This window comes from Exiguobacterium sp. RM11 (genome assembly GCF_059821525.1).
The window spans coordinates 450,518-466,043 of record NZ_CM187558.1 but is presented as its reverse complement, the minus strand read 5'-3'; the positions used below and the strand labels follow the sequence as shown (position 1 = coordinate 466,043).

The window sequence follows — 15,526 nt, the reverse complement described above, 5'->3', positions numbered from 1 at the left end:
ATACTTTTACCTACTTGTTCTATACTCAAACCTGCATGTTTTTTAGCTATGGCATGTTCTTGATACTTTTCACTTCTTTTTCACAAACGTCGGGTACACTAGTGAAATTGAGATTATGCAAGGAAGGGGAAAGACAATGCAAGAGCTGACGTTACGTGACGTATTGGCAACACTGGATTCTGTCTTATCTTGGTCGTATCTCGACCGTCCTGAAGAGATGGCGATTCGCGGCATCGGAATGACACCAGAAAAAATAAAAAAAATGTTTTTATATGTATGCAAACGTCCGATTAATGAACGGGGTGTCGATTTAGTGAAGGCGGCCATCCGGAATGGGGCAGTCGCCATTGTCACGGATCGCCCGATTGACGCGAGAGTGCCCGTCATTTACTGTCGAGACGTCGCACGCGCATGTGAACAACTACAGACTCTTTTCGCCACGGAAGGAAATCACGCGAAGCAGGCGGAACGATAATAATAAGAATAAAGAAAGGAAGAGTACAAAATGAAGATTCTCATTGTAGACGATGAAGAAAAAATGAGACATTTGATTCGTCTGTTTCTTGAGGGTGATGGGTACTCTTGCATCGAGGCGAGCGATGCACGTTCCGCACTCGACAAAATCGAAGAGCGACCGGATCTCGTCCTTTTAGATATTATGATGCCAGAAGTAGATGGGATTTCACTTTGTCGTCAGTTAAAGACGATGGACCCGGCATTACCTGTCGTCTTATTGACGGCACGTTCAGACAATGAAACGACCATCCAAGGATTAGATGCTGGAGCGGATGATTACGTCACCAAACCGTTCGATGGGAACGTGCTCCTCGCCCGTATTCGCGCCGTCTTACGCCGGACCCGTGTCGTCAACATCCAATATGGACCACTTCGTTACGATGAAGAGAGCGGACGCGTTTTGTATGAAGAACAAGAGATTGTCCTCACACCGAAAGCGACGGCCATCTTAAAACTGTTCCTTCAGCACCCGAATCGACTCTTCAACCGCCTAGATTTATTTGACCTCGTCTGGCCCTACTCTGCAGAATCCGACCCTCGCACAGTTGATGCGCATATTCGTATGATTCGAGAAAAGTTAGGAGATGCAGGATTTCCGATTGATGATTATTTAAAGACGGTATGGGGACGTGGATATCGATGGACAGAGGAGCGTTCCGGATGAAGCGAAGTCGTAACAGTCTACCGTTTCGCATCAGCCTCGTCTTTCTCCTATCAACCCTATTAATTGAAGGTGTGTTGTTTCTTCTCCTCTATCACACGCTTCTCGGCGAACGTGTTGTAGAAGAAATCAATCGCCTCGAATCTCGGGCCGAGAGCCATGCGAGCGTATTAGCAATGAATTTTTCCGAAGAGACGATTGATCATGTAGCAACCATGGAAAGTGAGACCGATACGAAAGTCGCCATCACCGATTCGACTCATGAGGCGCTACAAACTTCGCGCTCTTTTCCTCAAGTTTTAGTCGACACCGTCGATGCGAAAAAACGCGCTGGTCCCTTCGACGACACGACTGTCCTCGAGGACGACTGGGAAAACGAACCGTATTTGAGCGTTCGTACGCCAATCACAGATGATACCGACAGACGGTATGGATACGTCTATATGTTTTTACCGACCGAAATCATTCATGGAATTAGCCATCGGCTCCAGTGGCGATTCCTATATATCACGGCGATCGCGCTCGTGACGACCGTCTTGACGTTCATTCTCTTGAGTCGATTGATTTCAAAACCAATTCAATCATTGAAACAAGCAACGGAGAACGTATTGACAAACCCAGACGATTTACAGTTACCGACGAATCGTGTCGACGAAATCGGTGAATTAGCGCGTGCCATCGAATCGATGTCAGTGGAACTATCAAGACTACGGCGGGAACGTCGTCAGTTTTTATCCGACCTATCGCATGAAATCAAGACCCCTCTCACGTACTTGAGGGGTTACGCCGAAATCGCTTCGAAAGAGAGCACGCCCGAATCATTACGCAAACAGTCGATTCAAACGATTTTAGATGAGAGCCGGTCGCTCACAGAGCTCGTCGAAAATGCGTTTCAATTGGCACAGCTCGATGAAAACACGTTCTTGTTGCATCGAGAAGAAGTGACCGTCACGACGTTTTGTGCGGACTTACGTCGAATGCTCGATACGATGTTCCGGATGACGACGATTCGCTTCGATGCTGCACCGAACGCGGGACAACAAGACATCGCTCTTACATTGGATCGGCACCGGATGCTCCAAGTCTTCCGCTCCATTGCCCATAATGCGATTGAACATAGTGAGGCCACACATGTCTCCCTGCTCTCAAACGTCACGGACACTCACCTGATCCTGACCATTACAGACGACGGGAAAGGCATTCCTGAAGAAGATTTACCGCACATTTTTGACCGCCTGTATCGTGTGGAAAAATCACGGTCCCGACAGACCGGTGGCAGTGGACTCGGACTCGCCATCGCTGACCAAATCGTCAACCGTCACGGCGGAGAATTGACAGTCACCTCTGACGCATCGGGCACTTCTTTCACCGTCATGCTTCCACTCGACAAAAAGACGCCTATCCTTTAATGGAAAGGCGTCTTTTGATCAGTTGAGCTCACCTTTGTTGAGGCGCATCTCCCATTCCCCGTCTGTAAACTCATATACGCTGTTATCCGATGTGACAAGCAACATGCGCTCCTCTTTGACTGCCAATTCGATTGGCACAGCGTCCGCTTGAAGCTCTGGAAGATTGAACGTCTCTGTCGACTCATCGTCTAAGTTGAAACGAACCCCTTCGAAAGAACCATCTGTCTGTCTTACGTAGGCCAACTGCCCCTCATCTGCTCCGACCGTGACAACCTGTTCTGCTTCAACAAGTGGCTCGAACGAATCTCCAGAGTCATTCGAAACGAGGATGCCGGACGGTCCATAGAAGAAGACGCGCTCCGCATCCGTCGCATCGGCGACGATTCCTGCCACTTGCGCCTCCTCTATTCCTTGTACCTGCATCGGTTCAAATGAGCTCCCACCATCGATGGAACGATAAAATCCCGGCTCTAGCTCCGAGGTCGCTTCTTCCAAATAAACGTAGAGTGTACCCGTGGCATAACCGGCGCTCATATAGTGAAAATCTGCCTCGCCTTCAAGCGACCGACTCTCGAGTACCGCCCCATGATTTTTTCCATGCATGACCCCAAGTGGATTTTTGAAATCTGTCCGACGATCGGGGTGACCGCTTGCGTAAAATCCATCCTCGACGACTTCAAACCCCATATAGTCATGGCGATTTGTCGGAAGCGTGTACCAACCGTCTTCTCGATATTCCATCAACCCAGCATGTGTTGCGATGACAGGACGTTCGTCATCTTGCCAAAATCCTGCCCCGTGGATGTGAGAGACCATTTCATCCGCTCCCACCCGTTGCCATGCGTCCTGTGTCGCTGTCGTTTCGTTTTCTGATTGGCTTGTATCCGATATCGACTCTTCTGCTCCACACGCCGACAAGAGCAGTGGAGTCAGTAATAGTGATAGCATTAACGTTCGTTTCATCTCGATCCCTCCATCATTAGCATCCCATCTAGCATACTGACTAAAGGTGAAAGAAATGTTAAATCTTCAAAAGTCGAGCGTTGATAGCGACAATGACTGTGCTCAAGCTCATCAAGACCGCACCGATGGCTGGTGACAGGATAATGCCAATTGGCGCCAACACGCCCGCAGCGAGTGGGATGGCGACGATGTTGTACCCAGCGGCCCACCACAAGTTTTGAATCATCTTCCGATACGTGTTTTGTGAAAGATCCAAAATCGATAGGACATCTTTCGGATTGCTGCGGACGAGGACGATGTCGGCTGTCTCGACAGCGACGTCTGTCCCGCTCCCGATCGCGATGCCGACATCCGCTTGCGCCAGTGCTGGAGCATCATTGATTCCATCTCCGACCATCGCTACTTTGCTTCCATCTTTTTGGACGTCTTTCACTTGGTTCGCCTTGTCGTCTGGTAATACTTCGGCATACACGTCATCGATACCGAGCTGACCCGCGACCCAATGCGCGACCTTCTCGTTGTCACCCGTCAACATGATGGAGCGGATGCCTTTTTCACGAAGGGCCTCGACGGTCTCCTTCGCCTCTTCCCGTACTAGATCGGCCATCGCAACCATTCCGACCCATTCTCCGTCCTTCAAAACAAAGACGACGGTCTTCCCTTCTTCCGAAAGTCGTGCGAACGTCTCTTCATCGATTTGAATATGTTGATCACGGATATGACGTGGGCTGACGACTTGTATATGCGCATCGTCGACCGTCCCTTCTAACCCGACACCTGTCATCGACCCAAAGTTGTCGACAGCCGACAATTTCAACTCCCGTTTCTCGGCTTCTCTCAAAATTCCTTGAGCGAGCGGATGTTGCGACTCCCGTTCGACGGCACCCGCTAATCGCAATACATCTTCTTCTGTGAAAGATGAGCTCGCCTGTACGTCCGTGACGCCGAAGTTCCCTTCCGTCAACGTACCGGTCTTATCAAAGATGACGGCATCGAGGCGACGTGCTTCTTCAAATTGGGTCCGATTCCGGATGAGAAGACCTTGTTTCGCCGATAGCGCTGTCGAGACGGCAACGACGAGCGGTGTCGCCAGTCCGAGTGCATGGGGACATGAAATGACCATGACCGTTACCATCCGTTCGACCGCCGTCCCGACCGAGTAACCGAGCATGAACCAGATGATAAATGTGATGACGCCTGCTGCAATCGCGATATAGAACAAATATTTCGCCGCACGGTTCGCTAGGTTTTGAGCCCGTGATTTCGATTTTTGTGCCTCGCTCACCAATTCGATGACTTTTGACAAGTACGTGCTTTCTCCCGTACCAATCGTTTCAATCGTCAAACTCCCTTCTTGGTTGATTGAGCCCGCAATGACATCTTCGCCTTCTGTCTTTTCGACCGGGACCGATTCGCCGGTCAACATCGACTCGTCGATCGTCGTTCGTCCTTTGATGATTTTCCCATCCACGGGTACCTGTTCCCCCGGTTTGACGAGAATTCGGTCCCCTTCCTTCAGCTCAGAGATCGGGACGTCTTCCGTCTCTTCCCCATTGATGCGATGCGCCTCGTTCGGGAGCAGTTGCACGAGTTGTTCTAACGCGTTTGATGCCCCCATGACTGAACGCATTTCAATCCAGTGACCAAGTAGCATGATCACAATCAGTGAAGCGAGTTCCCAAAAGAAGTCATGCCCACTTCCGTATCCAAAGACGACAGCTGCGCTATAAAAGTAAGCGACGCTGATCGCCAAGCCAATGAGCATCATCATGCCTGGACTACGATCCCGCAGCTCCTCCACACTTCCTTTTAAGAATGGCCATCCTCCGTATACATACACAATCGTCGCCAACACAAATAAGATGGTCTTTTCAAGCGGAAAATCAAGTTCGAACCGTAGCCATTCTTGAATCATGTCCGACAACAACAAAATCGGAATCATCAGACCGAGCGATACGAAAAAGCGTCGTTTGAAATCGTCAATCATATGCTCGTGTCCGTGTCCACCATGTTGAGAATCGTGACTCTCCTCATGATGTTCATGATGTTGATCGTGTTCATGTTCCATCATTTATCCACTCCTTTACACGAATTGTATACCCCTATGCGGTATACAACTAAACGGATTTGGACTTTCATGTTTCTTTCACAATTAGGTGGTACAACAAAGTGAGGACTGAACAATGAAGGAGTGTTATTAGATGAAATCAAAAGGAATGTGGTTCCTGTTGACGGGGATTTTGATTGGGGTCATCCTCGTCTTACTAGTCGTCCTCTTCAACGGGACATGGAGCCATAATAACAATATGGATCAAGATCATATGATGGGTAATGATTCGTCAACCGGGCAGATGGGTGACCACATGATGGGGAATAACGGAATGGATGGCAATAGCGGACCGATGGGACACGGTGCGACCCAAAATCTCCAAGCATCGGATGAACCGGAACAGCCGCTTCCGATTCCGACTGCTTTACAGCCAGACCGCGTCACGGAAGACATTGTTTATTACACGGTGGAAGCGACTGAAGGCATGTCTCAATTTTTCCAAGATGGGAAGAAAACAGAGACGTTCGGATATAATGGAGACTTGCTCGGACCGATGCTAGAGCTCCCAAAAGGAAAGACGGTCGTGATCGATACAATCAACCGATTGGATGAACCGACGACGTTCCACTGGCACGGTCTTGTTATCCCTGCCGACATGGACGGAGGGCCGCATCAAGCTGTAGCAGCGGGTGACCGTGCACAAGTTCGACTCGATATCAACCAAGAGCCGAGTACGCTTTGGTTTCACCCCCATCCGATGGGATCGACAGCTGAACAAGTTTACAAAGGGCTCGCCGGTCTTCTTTATGTGACCGATGATACAGGGAGAGGCCTGCCGAATGAATACGGGGTCGATGATATCCCGCTCATCGTACAAGATCGCCTCTTCACCGATAACGGTGAGCTTGATTATGATGCCCACATGAACGTCGACGGAACGACGGGCGATACGATTCTTGCGAACGGCGCCATCAACACCACGTTCGATGTTCAGACTGAGACGCTCCGTGTTCGGCTCGTCAACGGTTCGAACGCACGTGATTTCGACTTCACGCTATCAAACGGACAGGATATGACACAAATCGCAGGAGATGGTGGCCCACTCGAGCGTCCGGTCACGATGAAGACCATCTCGTTGACACCAGGCGAACGGGCCGAGGTGCTGATTGATTTTTCACAAGTAGAAGATGACGTGGCCTTAGAAGCGGACGGGGTAACGTTCACTACGTTCCGTGTCGGTGAACTCGACAAGGCATCCATCGATATTCCGACGACCGAAACGATGGAGCGCTCGACAGATGAAAAAGCAGATCGCCGACTCACGCTTTTTGGAATGGGGAATATGGTGTCGATCAACGGAAAAACGTATGACCCGGATCGTATCGATATCGAAGCGAAACGCGGAGACACCGAAGTGTGGGAGATTGAAAATAAACCTGACATGATGGGTGGGATGACGCATCCTTTCCACATTCACGGCGTCCAGTTCCGAATCATCAGTCGAGATGGCAATCCACCAGCCGATTATGAGAAAGGTTGGAAAGACACGGTCGCTGTTGCTCCTGATGAACGGGTAAAAATTGAACTTACCTTCACCGAAACCGGCACGTTCATGTATCATTGCCACATCCTCGAGCATGAAGAGAACGGGATGATGGGACAACTGAAAGTCACGAAATGAATCGAATCTCTCCGCTTACGACGCGGGGAGTTTTTTTGTTGCGATTCGTATAATTCGTCCCGATTTCAGCACATTTCTGTTAGGACTATTGCCTGTATAGGGATTCCTGCCCGAATGTCGTATACTTGTTGTGAATGAATGTACAAATGTGCGCGAGGAGGTAAGTGGATGCATCGATTTCGAAGGGTAAGGCAGAAACAATCCGCTCGTCAAAAACAGGAACGCCATACGTTCTCCATCGCTTCGATTGTAGAAGAAGTGCAGGATGCGATGTGTTATATCGACTTTTCGAAACATCGTCTCTATACAAATGACCTCCTTCATCACTGGTGCCCTTCGATGACGACCCAATCGTTCACCTCGATGGAAGCATTGACTCGATTTCTGTATACGACGTTCGAAGAACACGGTGCCGACATGTCCCAAGTTACCCATTTGATTCAAGAATTGCTTGAGTGCGAGATAGAGAAATGGCCAAGCATGACGTCACGCCGAATTCAATTCGATGACCGGACGCTACACTTGATCTTCAATTTTACCCGGACACCTCGGGGCGTCTTCATCATGTGGCGTGATCAGACGGAAGCCGTCCGCTTTGAAGAACGAAAAGATGCATTTCTCGCCGAGTTGTCTCATGACTTCCGTACCCCGTTGACCGCAATCCATGGCTTTACCGAATTGTTGATGGCGCGTCATGAAGGTTCCGAGAAGTCGTATCACATGTTGGAACAAGTGAAACAAGAATCGGAGCGGCTGGAGCGACTAGTCGATAATTTTTTAGACTACCAAAAAGAAAGCTATTCGGCCGAACAATTGAATGTCTCAACGTTTGCGCTTCGTCCCCTGTTAGAGGAAGTTATGGCGAGTTATCAATCGACTTCGCCGCTTCATACGGTGACGTTTGAGGCAAATGACATCTGGATGCAAGCAGATTCAGAAAAGTTACGGCAATTGCTCCATAACCTGATCGGCAATGCCATCAAATATTCTCCCGACGGTGGTACGGTCCATACACAAGTCGAGGAATGTGACGGTACGGTCATCTTGTCTGTATCCGATACGGGCATCGGGATTCCAGAAGATGCGCTCCCTTATGTATTTGACGAATATTATCGTGTCGACTCCCTCGCCCATCAATCAATCAAAGGCACAGGACTCGGTCTACGGATTTGCAAACGAATCGCAGAAGCCCACGGTTGGGTCATCCATGCGGATTCCGTTTACGGAGAAGGCACGACCTTCACCATTGAACTTCATACACGACACACATGCCCCTTGCCACGAACATCCTTACCAATCACGTCCGACTGATTCATTCAGTCGGACGTTTTTTCGTTTCGTGATGTAAGGCGATTCAAGTATGAAGCCATCTCATTTCGGGAATAGAGAATTGATGAAGAGAGGAGGAACTCAAGATGAAACAACGTGGATACTTATCCATCCCGGTCGCTGTTGTGTTCGCCGTCGTTTTTGGTCTCACCCTCGATAACTGGTGGCTCGGGATTGGTATCGGCATCGCTATGTTCTTTGCGTTTCGGGGAACGAAGAAAAAAGCGTGAAGACGAAGTGAATTTTTGCACATCTCTGATTGACATTATTTTGAAGACTGCTACGGTTAATGTATAGTCTACCGAAAAGGTCGTGAAGGAATGACGCTCACCGTCTTGTTACTGAACGCCTGTGTTGCGTTCACCGGATTTTACATCATCTCAAAGATTTATCACTCTTCACTATTCAATTCGCAACGTCTTCGTAGTTTTGTGATTGGATTATTAGCAGGGGCGCTTGGTCTCTTCTTAATGTACAATGCCGTCGAGGCCAACGATACGGTACGTGTGGATTTACGTCATCTACCGCTCGTCTTACTCGCGTTTTACGGCGCTCGGATGCCATTGTTTATTGCGACACTCGTCATTGCGAGCACACGTTTCTTGTTCGGGATGACGGAACAAGCGTTCATCGCCTTTATCGCGACGTTCGTTGTCAGTATCGGAATGCTGTGGATTCATCGTCTCCTTCGCGAACGACTTTTCATGCAAAGTATTTTCTTAAACGTGTGGGCGCTATTCGTCATCTCGATTGCCGTCTACATCAATATGGGATGGAATACAGCATACGTGTCCCTCGTCTTGACCATTTGGATGGTCGGCATGCTCGTCGGTCTGCTGTCGAGTATACTCACAATCGACTTAGAAAAGACGACTCGACGTGCGCTTGAATATAAACGCTCTGCTGAACGAGATCATCTGACAGGTCTGTTCAATCGTCGCGTCTGGGACCGTTACACCGCCTCGCTCGGTGAGGACGACCGCACGTACAACATCCTCGCGCTTGATATCGATCACTTTAAGCACGTGAACGATACATACGGTCACGGAAATGGCGACCTCGTTTTGCAACAGTTCGCTGACATTTTAAAGGTGGAGACTCGCGCACACGATACCGTCGCTCGGATCGGCGGCGAAGAGTTTGTCATCTTGATGTACGATTTGACGCCAGAAAAGGTGGATAAAGTGGCCAACCGGATTCGGGAACGGATTGCTGCTGAAACGTTCTACTTGAACGACTTTCCACCGATTCAAATCACGACGTCCGTCGGAGTCGCCCACGGTACCTCGCTTCCAATCAAACGGATGGTCGACCTCGCAGACTCGGCGCTCTATCAAGCGAAAAATGAAGGGCGCAACCAAGTCGTCGTCTCGACGGTTGCATCACCAGAACCGATCATGACATGAACGAACCCCGCTCCTTCGTAGGAAGCGGGGTTTTGTCTGCTTATTTCGCGAACCGTTCAACTTCATCCGTCATGATGGCTGCTACCGGCATCAGCGGCAGGTCTTTCACGTCGTTGATTGTGTAGACACGTGTCTCGAGTGCCGTCCGTCGCATCTCTTGCCATACTTTCGAACCGATAAATTCGGACTGTGCGTGAATCGCCTCGGCTCGAATCGTTTCAGCGAACGAGACGGTGTCCGACTCTCCCGTGAGCGTCAAGACGGCAAGGCGTGCGTGCGGTGCCACATCCCGCATTCGAACGAGTGTCTCCCGATTGAACGAGGAGAAGACGACGCGCCCCGTCATGTGAAACTCATCGACGGCGAGCCAGGCGAGTCGTTCGATGCCCGGATACGCATATTGATCTGTCTTCAATTCGACGTTCAGCGTGATGTCACTCCGTTCGATCAAGCCGAGCACTTCTTCTAGTGTCGGGATGCGTTCATACCCGTCAATTTTCAATTGACGTAGCTCCTGGAGTGTCATGTCTTTTACCCACCCGGTTCCATCCGTCGTCCGATCGACGGTCTCGTCATGGATGACGACAAGCCGACCGTCCTTTGACAGTTGCACGTCGAGCTCGATCCCGTCCACATATGGGAGGGCCGCCTCGAACGCCGACAACGTATTTTCCGGATAATTAGCGCTATACCCACGATGTGCGTAAATCAGCATCTCACTGCCCCAAGGTGGAAGTCGTCTCTTCGGCCGCACGCTTCAATGCGTCTTCGACCGATACGCCTTGATACAAACTCTCTATCGCATTGACGACGCTCTGACGCGATTGAGGGAACGTCGAGATGAGCGCACCTTGTGTCGCTGGTGATGGTTTTGTCTCGCTGAGCTGGTCGACCGTTACTTTGAGCTGTGGATATTTCGCCCACATCTCTTCGACGACCGGTTCGTTGTATGCGTCAGGATTGATAGCGAAGTAACCTGTGTCGACATGCCACTGTGCTTGTGCTTCCGTTGAGGATACATACTTCATGAACTCCCATGCGCCTTCTTTCGTTTCTTCGGCGATGCCGTCACCCATCCAGAGTGATGCGCCACCGATGACGACGCCTTGACGGTCTGCTTCGTTCGGCACTGGCAAGTACGAGGCACCGATCTCAAAGTCTGCGCTGTCCGCTACGGTACGGATCCCGGCTGACGAGTCGAGATACATGGCGACTTTACCAGATTGGAACGCTGCACGCATATCATCCCAGTTTTGACCGACGTTTAGGAACGTCTTCTCATCGTACATCTCTTTGATTAAGTTGAACGCATTCTGTCCTTCTTCGCCATCGAACACGGCCTTCGTCGGATCTCCACTGCGCCCGTTATCGTTATCGACGTAAAGTCCACCTTGTGCGGCGACAAGCTGTTCAAAGAACCAGCCATAGTTAAGTATCGTGAAGCCGGTCTGGTCATCCGTCGTCAACTTCTTCGCTGCTGCTTTCAACTCGTCATACGTACGCGGTGCCTTCTCCGGGTCGAGCCCTGCTTCTTTAAATGCATCCTTGTTATAGATGAGGACAGGTGTCGACGAGTTGAACGGCATCGAGTATTGCTTGCCGTCCACTTGGTAATAGCTCAAGATGTTCTCTTCCCACACGCTTGTGTCAAAGTTCTCTTTGTCGATGAACTCTTGTACCGGTGTGATCTTATTCGAGTCAATCATGTATTTCGTCCCGACCTCAAACGTCTGCATGATGGCTGGCGCGTCTTCCGAACCGGCGACGGCATTGAACTTCGTCAGCGCCTCTTCGTACGTTCCTTGGAAGATCGGTTTCACTTCATAGTCGTCTTGCGAGGCGTTGAATGCGTCGACCTGCGTATTGAGCGCTGTTTCCAAATCCCCGCTCATGGCGTGCCAAAAGACGACTTCTGTCTTTCCGTCTTCCGTTGTCGCCGCGACCGGCGCCGCTTCTTCACTGCCACATGCCCCGAGTAATAGCACTGAACTTGCCAACCCTGCGAATAATCCAAACTTTTTCATCTGTTATGTCCCCCTATTATTTGATCGCGCCTTGCGTCAATCCTTCTTGTAGATGTTTTTGTCCTGCGAATAACAATAAAAGTGTCGGAATGATGATCAAGACGACCGCCGCCATGACGACGCCCCAATCCGAAGCAACCTCGTTCGACTGCATCTGTTTGATTCCGATTTGGACCGTCCGCGCCTGTTCCGTGTTCGTAACGAGGAGCGGCCATAAGTACATGTTCCAAGTTGTCAAAAAGCTATATACCGACAATGTGACGAGCGGTGTCTTCGATACTGGCAAGACAACGTTCCAGAAGAAGCGGAACCGACTGATCCCAGCGATTTGAGACGCCTCATACATCTCATATGGAATCGTCTTGAACTGTTGCCGGAGTAGAAACGTCCCGAACGCAAGTGCGAAGAACGGCACCGATAGTCCCCAGACGGTGTTGAGCCAGCCGAGCGACTGGATTGTCAAAAAGTTCGGCACCATCGTCGCTTCCCATGGAACCATCATCGTCGCGAGGAAGAGCATGAAGATGAGCCCTTTTCCTTTGAAGTCGATGAAGACGAATGCGAATGCCGCGAGACTCGACAAGACGACCTGCCCAATCATCACGAGGAGCGCGACAACCAGACTGTTCACTAAGTAGGTCATCATCGGGATTCGTTCGAACGCGGCGATATAGTTTTCAAATGATGGGTCGCGTGGGAGCAGATGTCCCTGAAGTACTTCCTTCCCGTCCATCAGACTGATTGAGAACGCATAGGCGATCGGGAACAGCATGACGATTGCGCTTAAGACGAGAAGGACATATACGCCTAGATTCCGTAGTCTCATTGGTAATGCACCTTCCTTTCGACAAGTTTAAATTGGAGCCATGTCAACAGAAGGACGGCGATAAATAAGAGCACGGCTTGTGCACTGGCGCTTCCGACGTTGTAGTTGATGAACGCATCTTTATAGATGGCATAGACGATGACGTTCGTCGCATTCGTCGGTCCGCCTTTCGTCAACAAATCAATCTGCCCGAACGTCTGGAAGGCGTTTATGAGCGAGATGATTCCGACGAAGAAGAGCGTCGGGGACAACATCGGGATCGTGATCGCGCGTAACTGTGTCCAATAGCTCGTTCCGGCAATATCCGCACTCTCGTATAGTGTCCGGTCGATGTTTTGCAGACCGCCGAGAAGAATCAAAAACGTGAAGCCGATATTCATCCAGACGGTCGCGATTGAAACGGATAGGAGCGCATATTGCGGGTCAAGAAGCCACTGTACGCCGCTGCCACCGATTGCTTCGAGGAACCGGTTGAAGATGCCGATTGACGGGTTGTACATGAACATCCAAATGACCGACGAGGCGGCGACACTCATTCCCATCGTCGCCGAGAATGCTGTTCGAAAGATGCCGATGCCCTTCAATTTCTCATTGGCAAGTAGCGCGAGCCCGAGTGCGATGAGAATCGTCAGTGGGACCGTCAAGAGGACGAATCCGACCGTCGCCTGAATGCTTTGCCAAAACGCCGCGCTCGTGAACAGGTTGCTGTAATGACCGACGCCGACAAATTCGAGTGGCGTCCCTTGCGTGTCCGTCCGAAAGAAGCTCAAGTACATCGTCCGGAGAAGCGGATAGACGAGAAAGACACCAAACAAGATGATGGACGGAGACAAGTACAACAGCCCGCTCGCCGCGTCCGACAGTCTCGTGCGGACCTTCTCCCTCGGTAAGGCGACCGTCATTGGAACACCTCCAACGCCTCAAACAACTTCGGCTGTCGTGGCTCGATGCGTTGCCCGTTCGCGTCAAAGAGCGACATCTGTTTCGGATCCACGTAACACGCCACTTTTTCTCCAACAGTGAGCGGCCATTGTCCTGGCCATTTCGCCAGCCATTCATTGCCACCGACATCGAACGCGAGAATCGTCTCGGTCCCGAGTACTTCGATGTTTTTCAGCTCCGCATATAACGTCACGTCTTCGTCGGCAGGTTTAATCTGTTCTGGACGTACACCGAGCGTCGCCTCTGACGCTTCTGTCAATGCGTTCGGATGGAATAGGCGTCCGTCTGCTGCCATCCACCCTCTCTCTTGTCGGGTGACCTCGACCAGGTTCATCGGTGGCGACCCAATGAACGAGGCGACGAACGTGTTCGCGGGCTTGTTGTATAGGTCGAGCGGCTTCCCGACTTGTTGCACTTCTCCTTCATTAAGAAGCATGATCCGGTCCGCCATCGTCATCGCTTCGACTTGGTCATGTGTGACATAAATCATCGTCAGTCCGAGCTTTCGCTGCAACTGGCGAATCTCCGAGCGCATTTTTGCCCGCAGTTTCGCGTCCAAGTTCGAGAGCGGCTCATCCATCAGGCAAATCGGTGCCTCCGTCACGATGGCTCGTGCCAACGCGACCCTTTGTCTCTGACCACCTGACAGTTCACGTGGCTTCCGTTTCAAATAATCGGTGAGCCCGAGCGTCTCGGCCGCCTGGAGGCAACGCTCACGCTGTTCTAGTTTCGTCAGTCCTTTCGTATGTAGACCGAACGTGATATTTTTCTCGACCGTCATATGTGGATAGAGGGCGTAGTTTTGGAAGACCATCGACAAGTGACGCTCGCTCGGCTTCATCCCGTTTGCTGCCACTCCGTCGATGCGGAGCGTTCCGCCCGTGATGGATTCGAGCCCAGCAATCATGCGAAGCATCGTACTCTTGCCGCATCCCGATGGTCCGACAAGCGCGAAGAATTCTCCTGCTTCGATTGTCACGTCGATACCCCGAATGACTTCCGTCTCCCCGAATGATTTTGTCAGTTGTTGTAGTTGGATCGTTTTCATACCAATTCCTCCTTCTGACTTTGGACCTGCCAAAGTCGTTCGTCCCCGGTCGAAACCGCGAATGCCCCATGATCAAGGGCGCGATGTACATCGATTGGTTGACGAATCATGCCACCCGTCACAATCGGGAAAGAGACTTCCTGGGAAATCTTCTCGACGACACTCGGAATCAGACCAGGCATGAGTTCGATCGCGTCCGGTTGCTGCGTTTCGGCGAGTTTGAGTCCGCTCGTGACCGCGTCCGAATCGACGAGAAACAATCTTTGAACCGTCAACAGTCCTGCCCGTTTTGCGTGCTGAAGCACCGATGCTTTCGTCGTGACAATCCCGTCGGCACCGACACGTTTGGCGAGATAGTCGATGCCATCTCGGTCGAGGCTGATCCCATTGATCCGCTCGGCGTGGAGGAAGACCGTTCGTTTCTCTCGTTTCAAATGCGCCACATAGCGGTCGAGCGTACTGAGCGTCCCCATCATGAGGAACGTCGTCGTCACATCCGTCTTTAAAAACGCTTCGATTTGTTTCGGACTCTTGATTGAGGCAATCATCCGCTCCTGCCCCATTCGTGCAATCGCTTCATTCACTTGAATCATCCTTTCTTGAAAAAAAGGACCAACAGAAACGACACGTCATGGACGTACGGGCTTCTGTTGGTCTCTCAAAGGTTCTAC

General features: G+C 50.8%; 15 protein-coding genes. 7 read left to right on the top strand and 8 right to left on the bottom strand.

What is annotated here, in order from left to right:
* Positions 1 to 136 precede the first annotated feature (136 nt).
* From AC5LIL_RS02595 to AC5LIL_RS02585, 3 genes are read left to right on the top strand one after another with little or no spacing between them, the layout of a single operon-like run.
* Complete coding sequence (locus tag AC5LIL_RS02595) at positions 137 to 475, top strand: hypothetical protein (RefSeq protein ID WP_499824776.1); 339 nt, start codon at positions 137 to 139, stop codon at positions 473 to 475.
* A gap of 30 nt (positions 476 to 505) precedes the next feature.
* Positions 506 to 1,180, top strand: a complete 675-nt coding sequence (locus AC5LIL_RS02590) for a response regulator transcription factor (RefSeq protein ID WP_026825147.1) — start codon at positions 506 to 508, stop codon at positions 1,178 to 1,180.
* Positions 1,177 to 2,586 (top strand): ATP-binding protein, encoded by a 1,410-nt coding sequence (locus AC5LIL_RS02585; RefSeq protein WP_499824775.1) that lies wholly within the window; start codon positions 1,177 to 1,179, stop codon positions 2,584 to 2,586. Before AC5LIL_RS02590 ends, AC5LIL_RS02585 begins: the two co-directional genes overlap by 4 nt.
* An 18-nt stretch (positions 2,587 to 2,604) precedes the next feature.
* Here the strand turns inward: AC5LIL_RS02585 and AC5LIL_RS02580 are convergent, their stop codons facing one another.
* Positions 2,605 to 3,549, bottom strand: coding sequence for a F510_1955 family glycosylhydrolase (locus AC5LIL_RS02580; RefSeq protein WP_499824774.1), 945 nt, complete (start codon positions 3,547 to 3,549; stop codon positions 2,605 to 2,607).
* Between the two features lie 58 nt (positions 3,550 to 3,607).
* Positions 3,608 to 5,620, bottom strand: a complete 2,013-nt coding sequence (locus AC5LIL_RS02575) for a heavy metal translocating P-type ATPase (RefSeq protein WP_499824773.1) — start codon at positions 5,618 to 5,620, stop codon at positions 3,608 to 3,610.
* A 130-nt stretch (positions 5,621 to 5,750) separates the two neighbouring features.
* Here AC5LIL_RS02575 and AC5LIL_RS02570 point away from each other — a divergent pair, with 130 nt between their 5' ends.
* The 4 genes from AC5LIL_RS02570 (at position 5,751) to AC5LIL_RS02555 (ending at position 10,015) form a co-directional block, all read left to right on the top strand.
* Positions 5,751 to 7,280 (top strand): multicopper oxidase family protein, encoded by a 1,530-nt coding sequence (locus AC5LIL_RS02570; RefSeq protein WP_499824772.1) that lies wholly within the window; start codon positions 5,751 to 5,753, stop codon positions 7,278 to 7,280.
* 168 nt (positions 7,281 to 7,448) lie between these two features.
* Positions 7,449 to 8,591: a sensor histidine kinase gene (locus tag AC5LIL_RS02565; protein ID WP_499824771.1), complete on the top strand. Its 1,143-nt coding sequence runs from the start codon at positions 7,449 to 7,451 to the stop codon at positions 8,589 to 8,591.
* Positions 8,592 to 8,695: 104 nt separating this feature from the next.
* The gene (locus AC5LIL_RS02560) at positions 8,696 to 8,839 is read left to right on the top strand and encodes a hypothetical protein (RefSeq protein ID WP_026825140.1); all 144 of its coding nucleotides are present in this window, start codon (positions 8,696 to 8,698) and stop codon (positions 8,837 to 8,839) included.
* 90 nt (positions 8,840 to 8,929) lie between these two features.
* Positions 8,930 to 10,015, top strand: a complete 1,086-nt coding sequence (locus AC5LIL_RS02555) for a GGDEF domain-containing protein (RefSeq protein ID WP_224862232.1) — start codon at positions 8,930 to 8,932, stop codon at positions 10,013 to 10,015.
* Between the two features lie 40 nt (positions 10,016 to 10,055).
* Here AC5LIL_RS02555 and AC5LIL_RS02550 read toward each other — a convergent pair whose 3' ends face one another.
* From AC5LIL_RS02550 to AC5LIL_RS02525, 6 genes are read right to left on the bottom strand one after another with little or no spacing between them, the layout of a single operon-like run.
* Positions 10,056 to 10,730, bottom strand: coding sequence for a glycerophosphodiester phosphodiesterase (locus AC5LIL_RS02550; protein WP_499824770.1), 675 nt, complete (start codon positions 10,728 to 10,730; stop codon positions 10,056 to 10,058).
* Between the two features lies 1 nt (position 10,731).
* Positions 10,732 to 12,039, bottom strand: a complete 1,308-nt coding sequence (locus AC5LIL_RS02545) for an ABC transporter substrate-binding protein (protein ID WP_499824769.1) — start codon at positions 12,037 to 12,039, stop codon at positions 10,732 to 10,734.
* A gap of 16 nt (positions 12,040 to 12,055) precedes the next feature.
* Entirely contained in the window at positions 12,056 to 12,865 is an 810-nt protein-coding gene (locus AC5LIL_RS02540) for a carbohydrate ABC transporter permease (protein WP_499824768.1), read from the bottom strand.
* Complete coding sequence (locus AC5LIL_RS02535; protein ID WP_499824767.1) at positions 12,862 to 13,767, bottom strand: carbohydrate ABC transporter permease; 906 nt, start codon at positions 13,765 to 13,767, stop codon at positions 12,862 to 12,864. The genes AC5LIL_RS02540 and AC5LIL_RS02535 overlap by 4 nt, the downstream gene beginning before the upstream one ends.
* The gene (locus tag AC5LIL_RS02530) at positions 13,764 to 14,855 is read right to left on the bottom strand and encodes an ABC transporter ATP-binding protein (protein ID WP_499824766.1); all 1,092 of its coding nucleotides are present in this window, start codon (positions 14,853 to 14,855) and stop codon (positions 13,764 to 13,766) included. Before AC5LIL_RS02530 ends, AC5LIL_RS02535 begins: the two co-directional genes overlap by 4 nt.
* On the bottom strand, positions 14,852 to 15,439 hold the full coding sequence (locus AC5LIL_RS02525) for a glycerol-3-phosphate responsive antiterminator (RefSeq protein WP_499824765.1): 588 nt from the start codon (positions 15,437 to 15,439) through the stop codon (positions 14,852 to 14,854). Before AC5LIL_RS02525 ends, AC5LIL_RS02530 begins: the two co-directional genes overlap by 4 nt.
* Positions 15,440 to 15,526: the final 87 nt, after the last annotated feature.

Bases quoted from the DNA above. Each gene is read 5' to 3' on its own strand.
- AC5LIL_RS02595 (WP_499824776.1), top strand. From the start codon at position 137: ATGCAAGAGCTGACGTTACGTGACGTATTGGCAACACTGGATTCTGTC.
- AC5LIL_RS02590 (WP_026825147.1), top strand. From the start codon at position 506: ATGAAGATTCTCATTGTAGACGATGAAGAAAAAATGAGACATTTGATT.
- AC5LIL_RS02585 (WP_499824775.1), top strand. From the start codon at position 1,177: ATGAAGCGAAGTCGTAACAGTCTACCGTTTCGCATCAGCCTCGTCTTT.
- AC5LIL_RS02580 (WP_499824774.1), bottom strand. From the start codon at position 3,549: ATGAAACGAACGTTAATGCTATCACTATTACTGACTCCACTGCTCTTG.
- AC5LIL_RS02575 (WP_499824773.1), bottom strand. From the start codon at position 5,620: ATGATGGAACATGAACACGATCAACATCATGAACATCATGAGGAGAGT.
- AC5LIL_RS02570 (WP_499824772.1), top strand. From the start codon at position 5,751: ATGAAATCAAAAGGAATGTGGTTCCTGTTGACGGGGATTTTGATTGGG.
- AC5LIL_RS02565 (WP_499824771.1), top strand. From the start codon at position 7,449: ATGCATCGATTTCGAAGGGTAAGGCAGAAACAATCCGCTCGTCAAAAA.
- AC5LIL_RS02560 (WP_026825140.1), top strand. From the start codon at position 8,696: ATGAAACAACGTGGATACTTATCCATCCCGGTCGCTGTTGTGTTCGCC.
- AC5LIL_RS02555 (WP_224862232.1), top strand. From the start codon at position 8,930: ATGACGCTCACCGTCTTGTTACTGAACGCCTGTGTTGCGTTCACCGGA.
- AC5LIL_RS02550 (WP_499824770.1), bottom strand. From the start codon at position 10,730: ATGCTGATTTACGCACATCGTGGGTATAGCGCTAATTATCCGGAAAAT.
- AC5LIL_RS02545 (WP_499824769.1), bottom strand. From the start codon at position 12,039: ATGAAAAAGTTTGGATTATTCGCAGGGTTGGCAAGTTCAGTGCTATTA.
- AC5LIL_RS02540 (WP_499824768.1), bottom strand. From the start codon at position 12,865: ATGAGACTACGGAATCTAGGCGTATATGTCCTTCTCGTCTTAAGCGCA.
- AC5LIL_RS02535 (WP_499824767.1), bottom strand. From the start codon at position 13,767: ATGACGGTCGCCTTACCGAGGGAGAAGGTCCGCACGAGACTGTCGGAC.
- AC5LIL_RS02530 (WP_499824766.1), bottom strand. From the start codon at position 14,855: ATGAAAACGATCCAACTACAACAACTGACAAAATCATTCGGGGAGACG.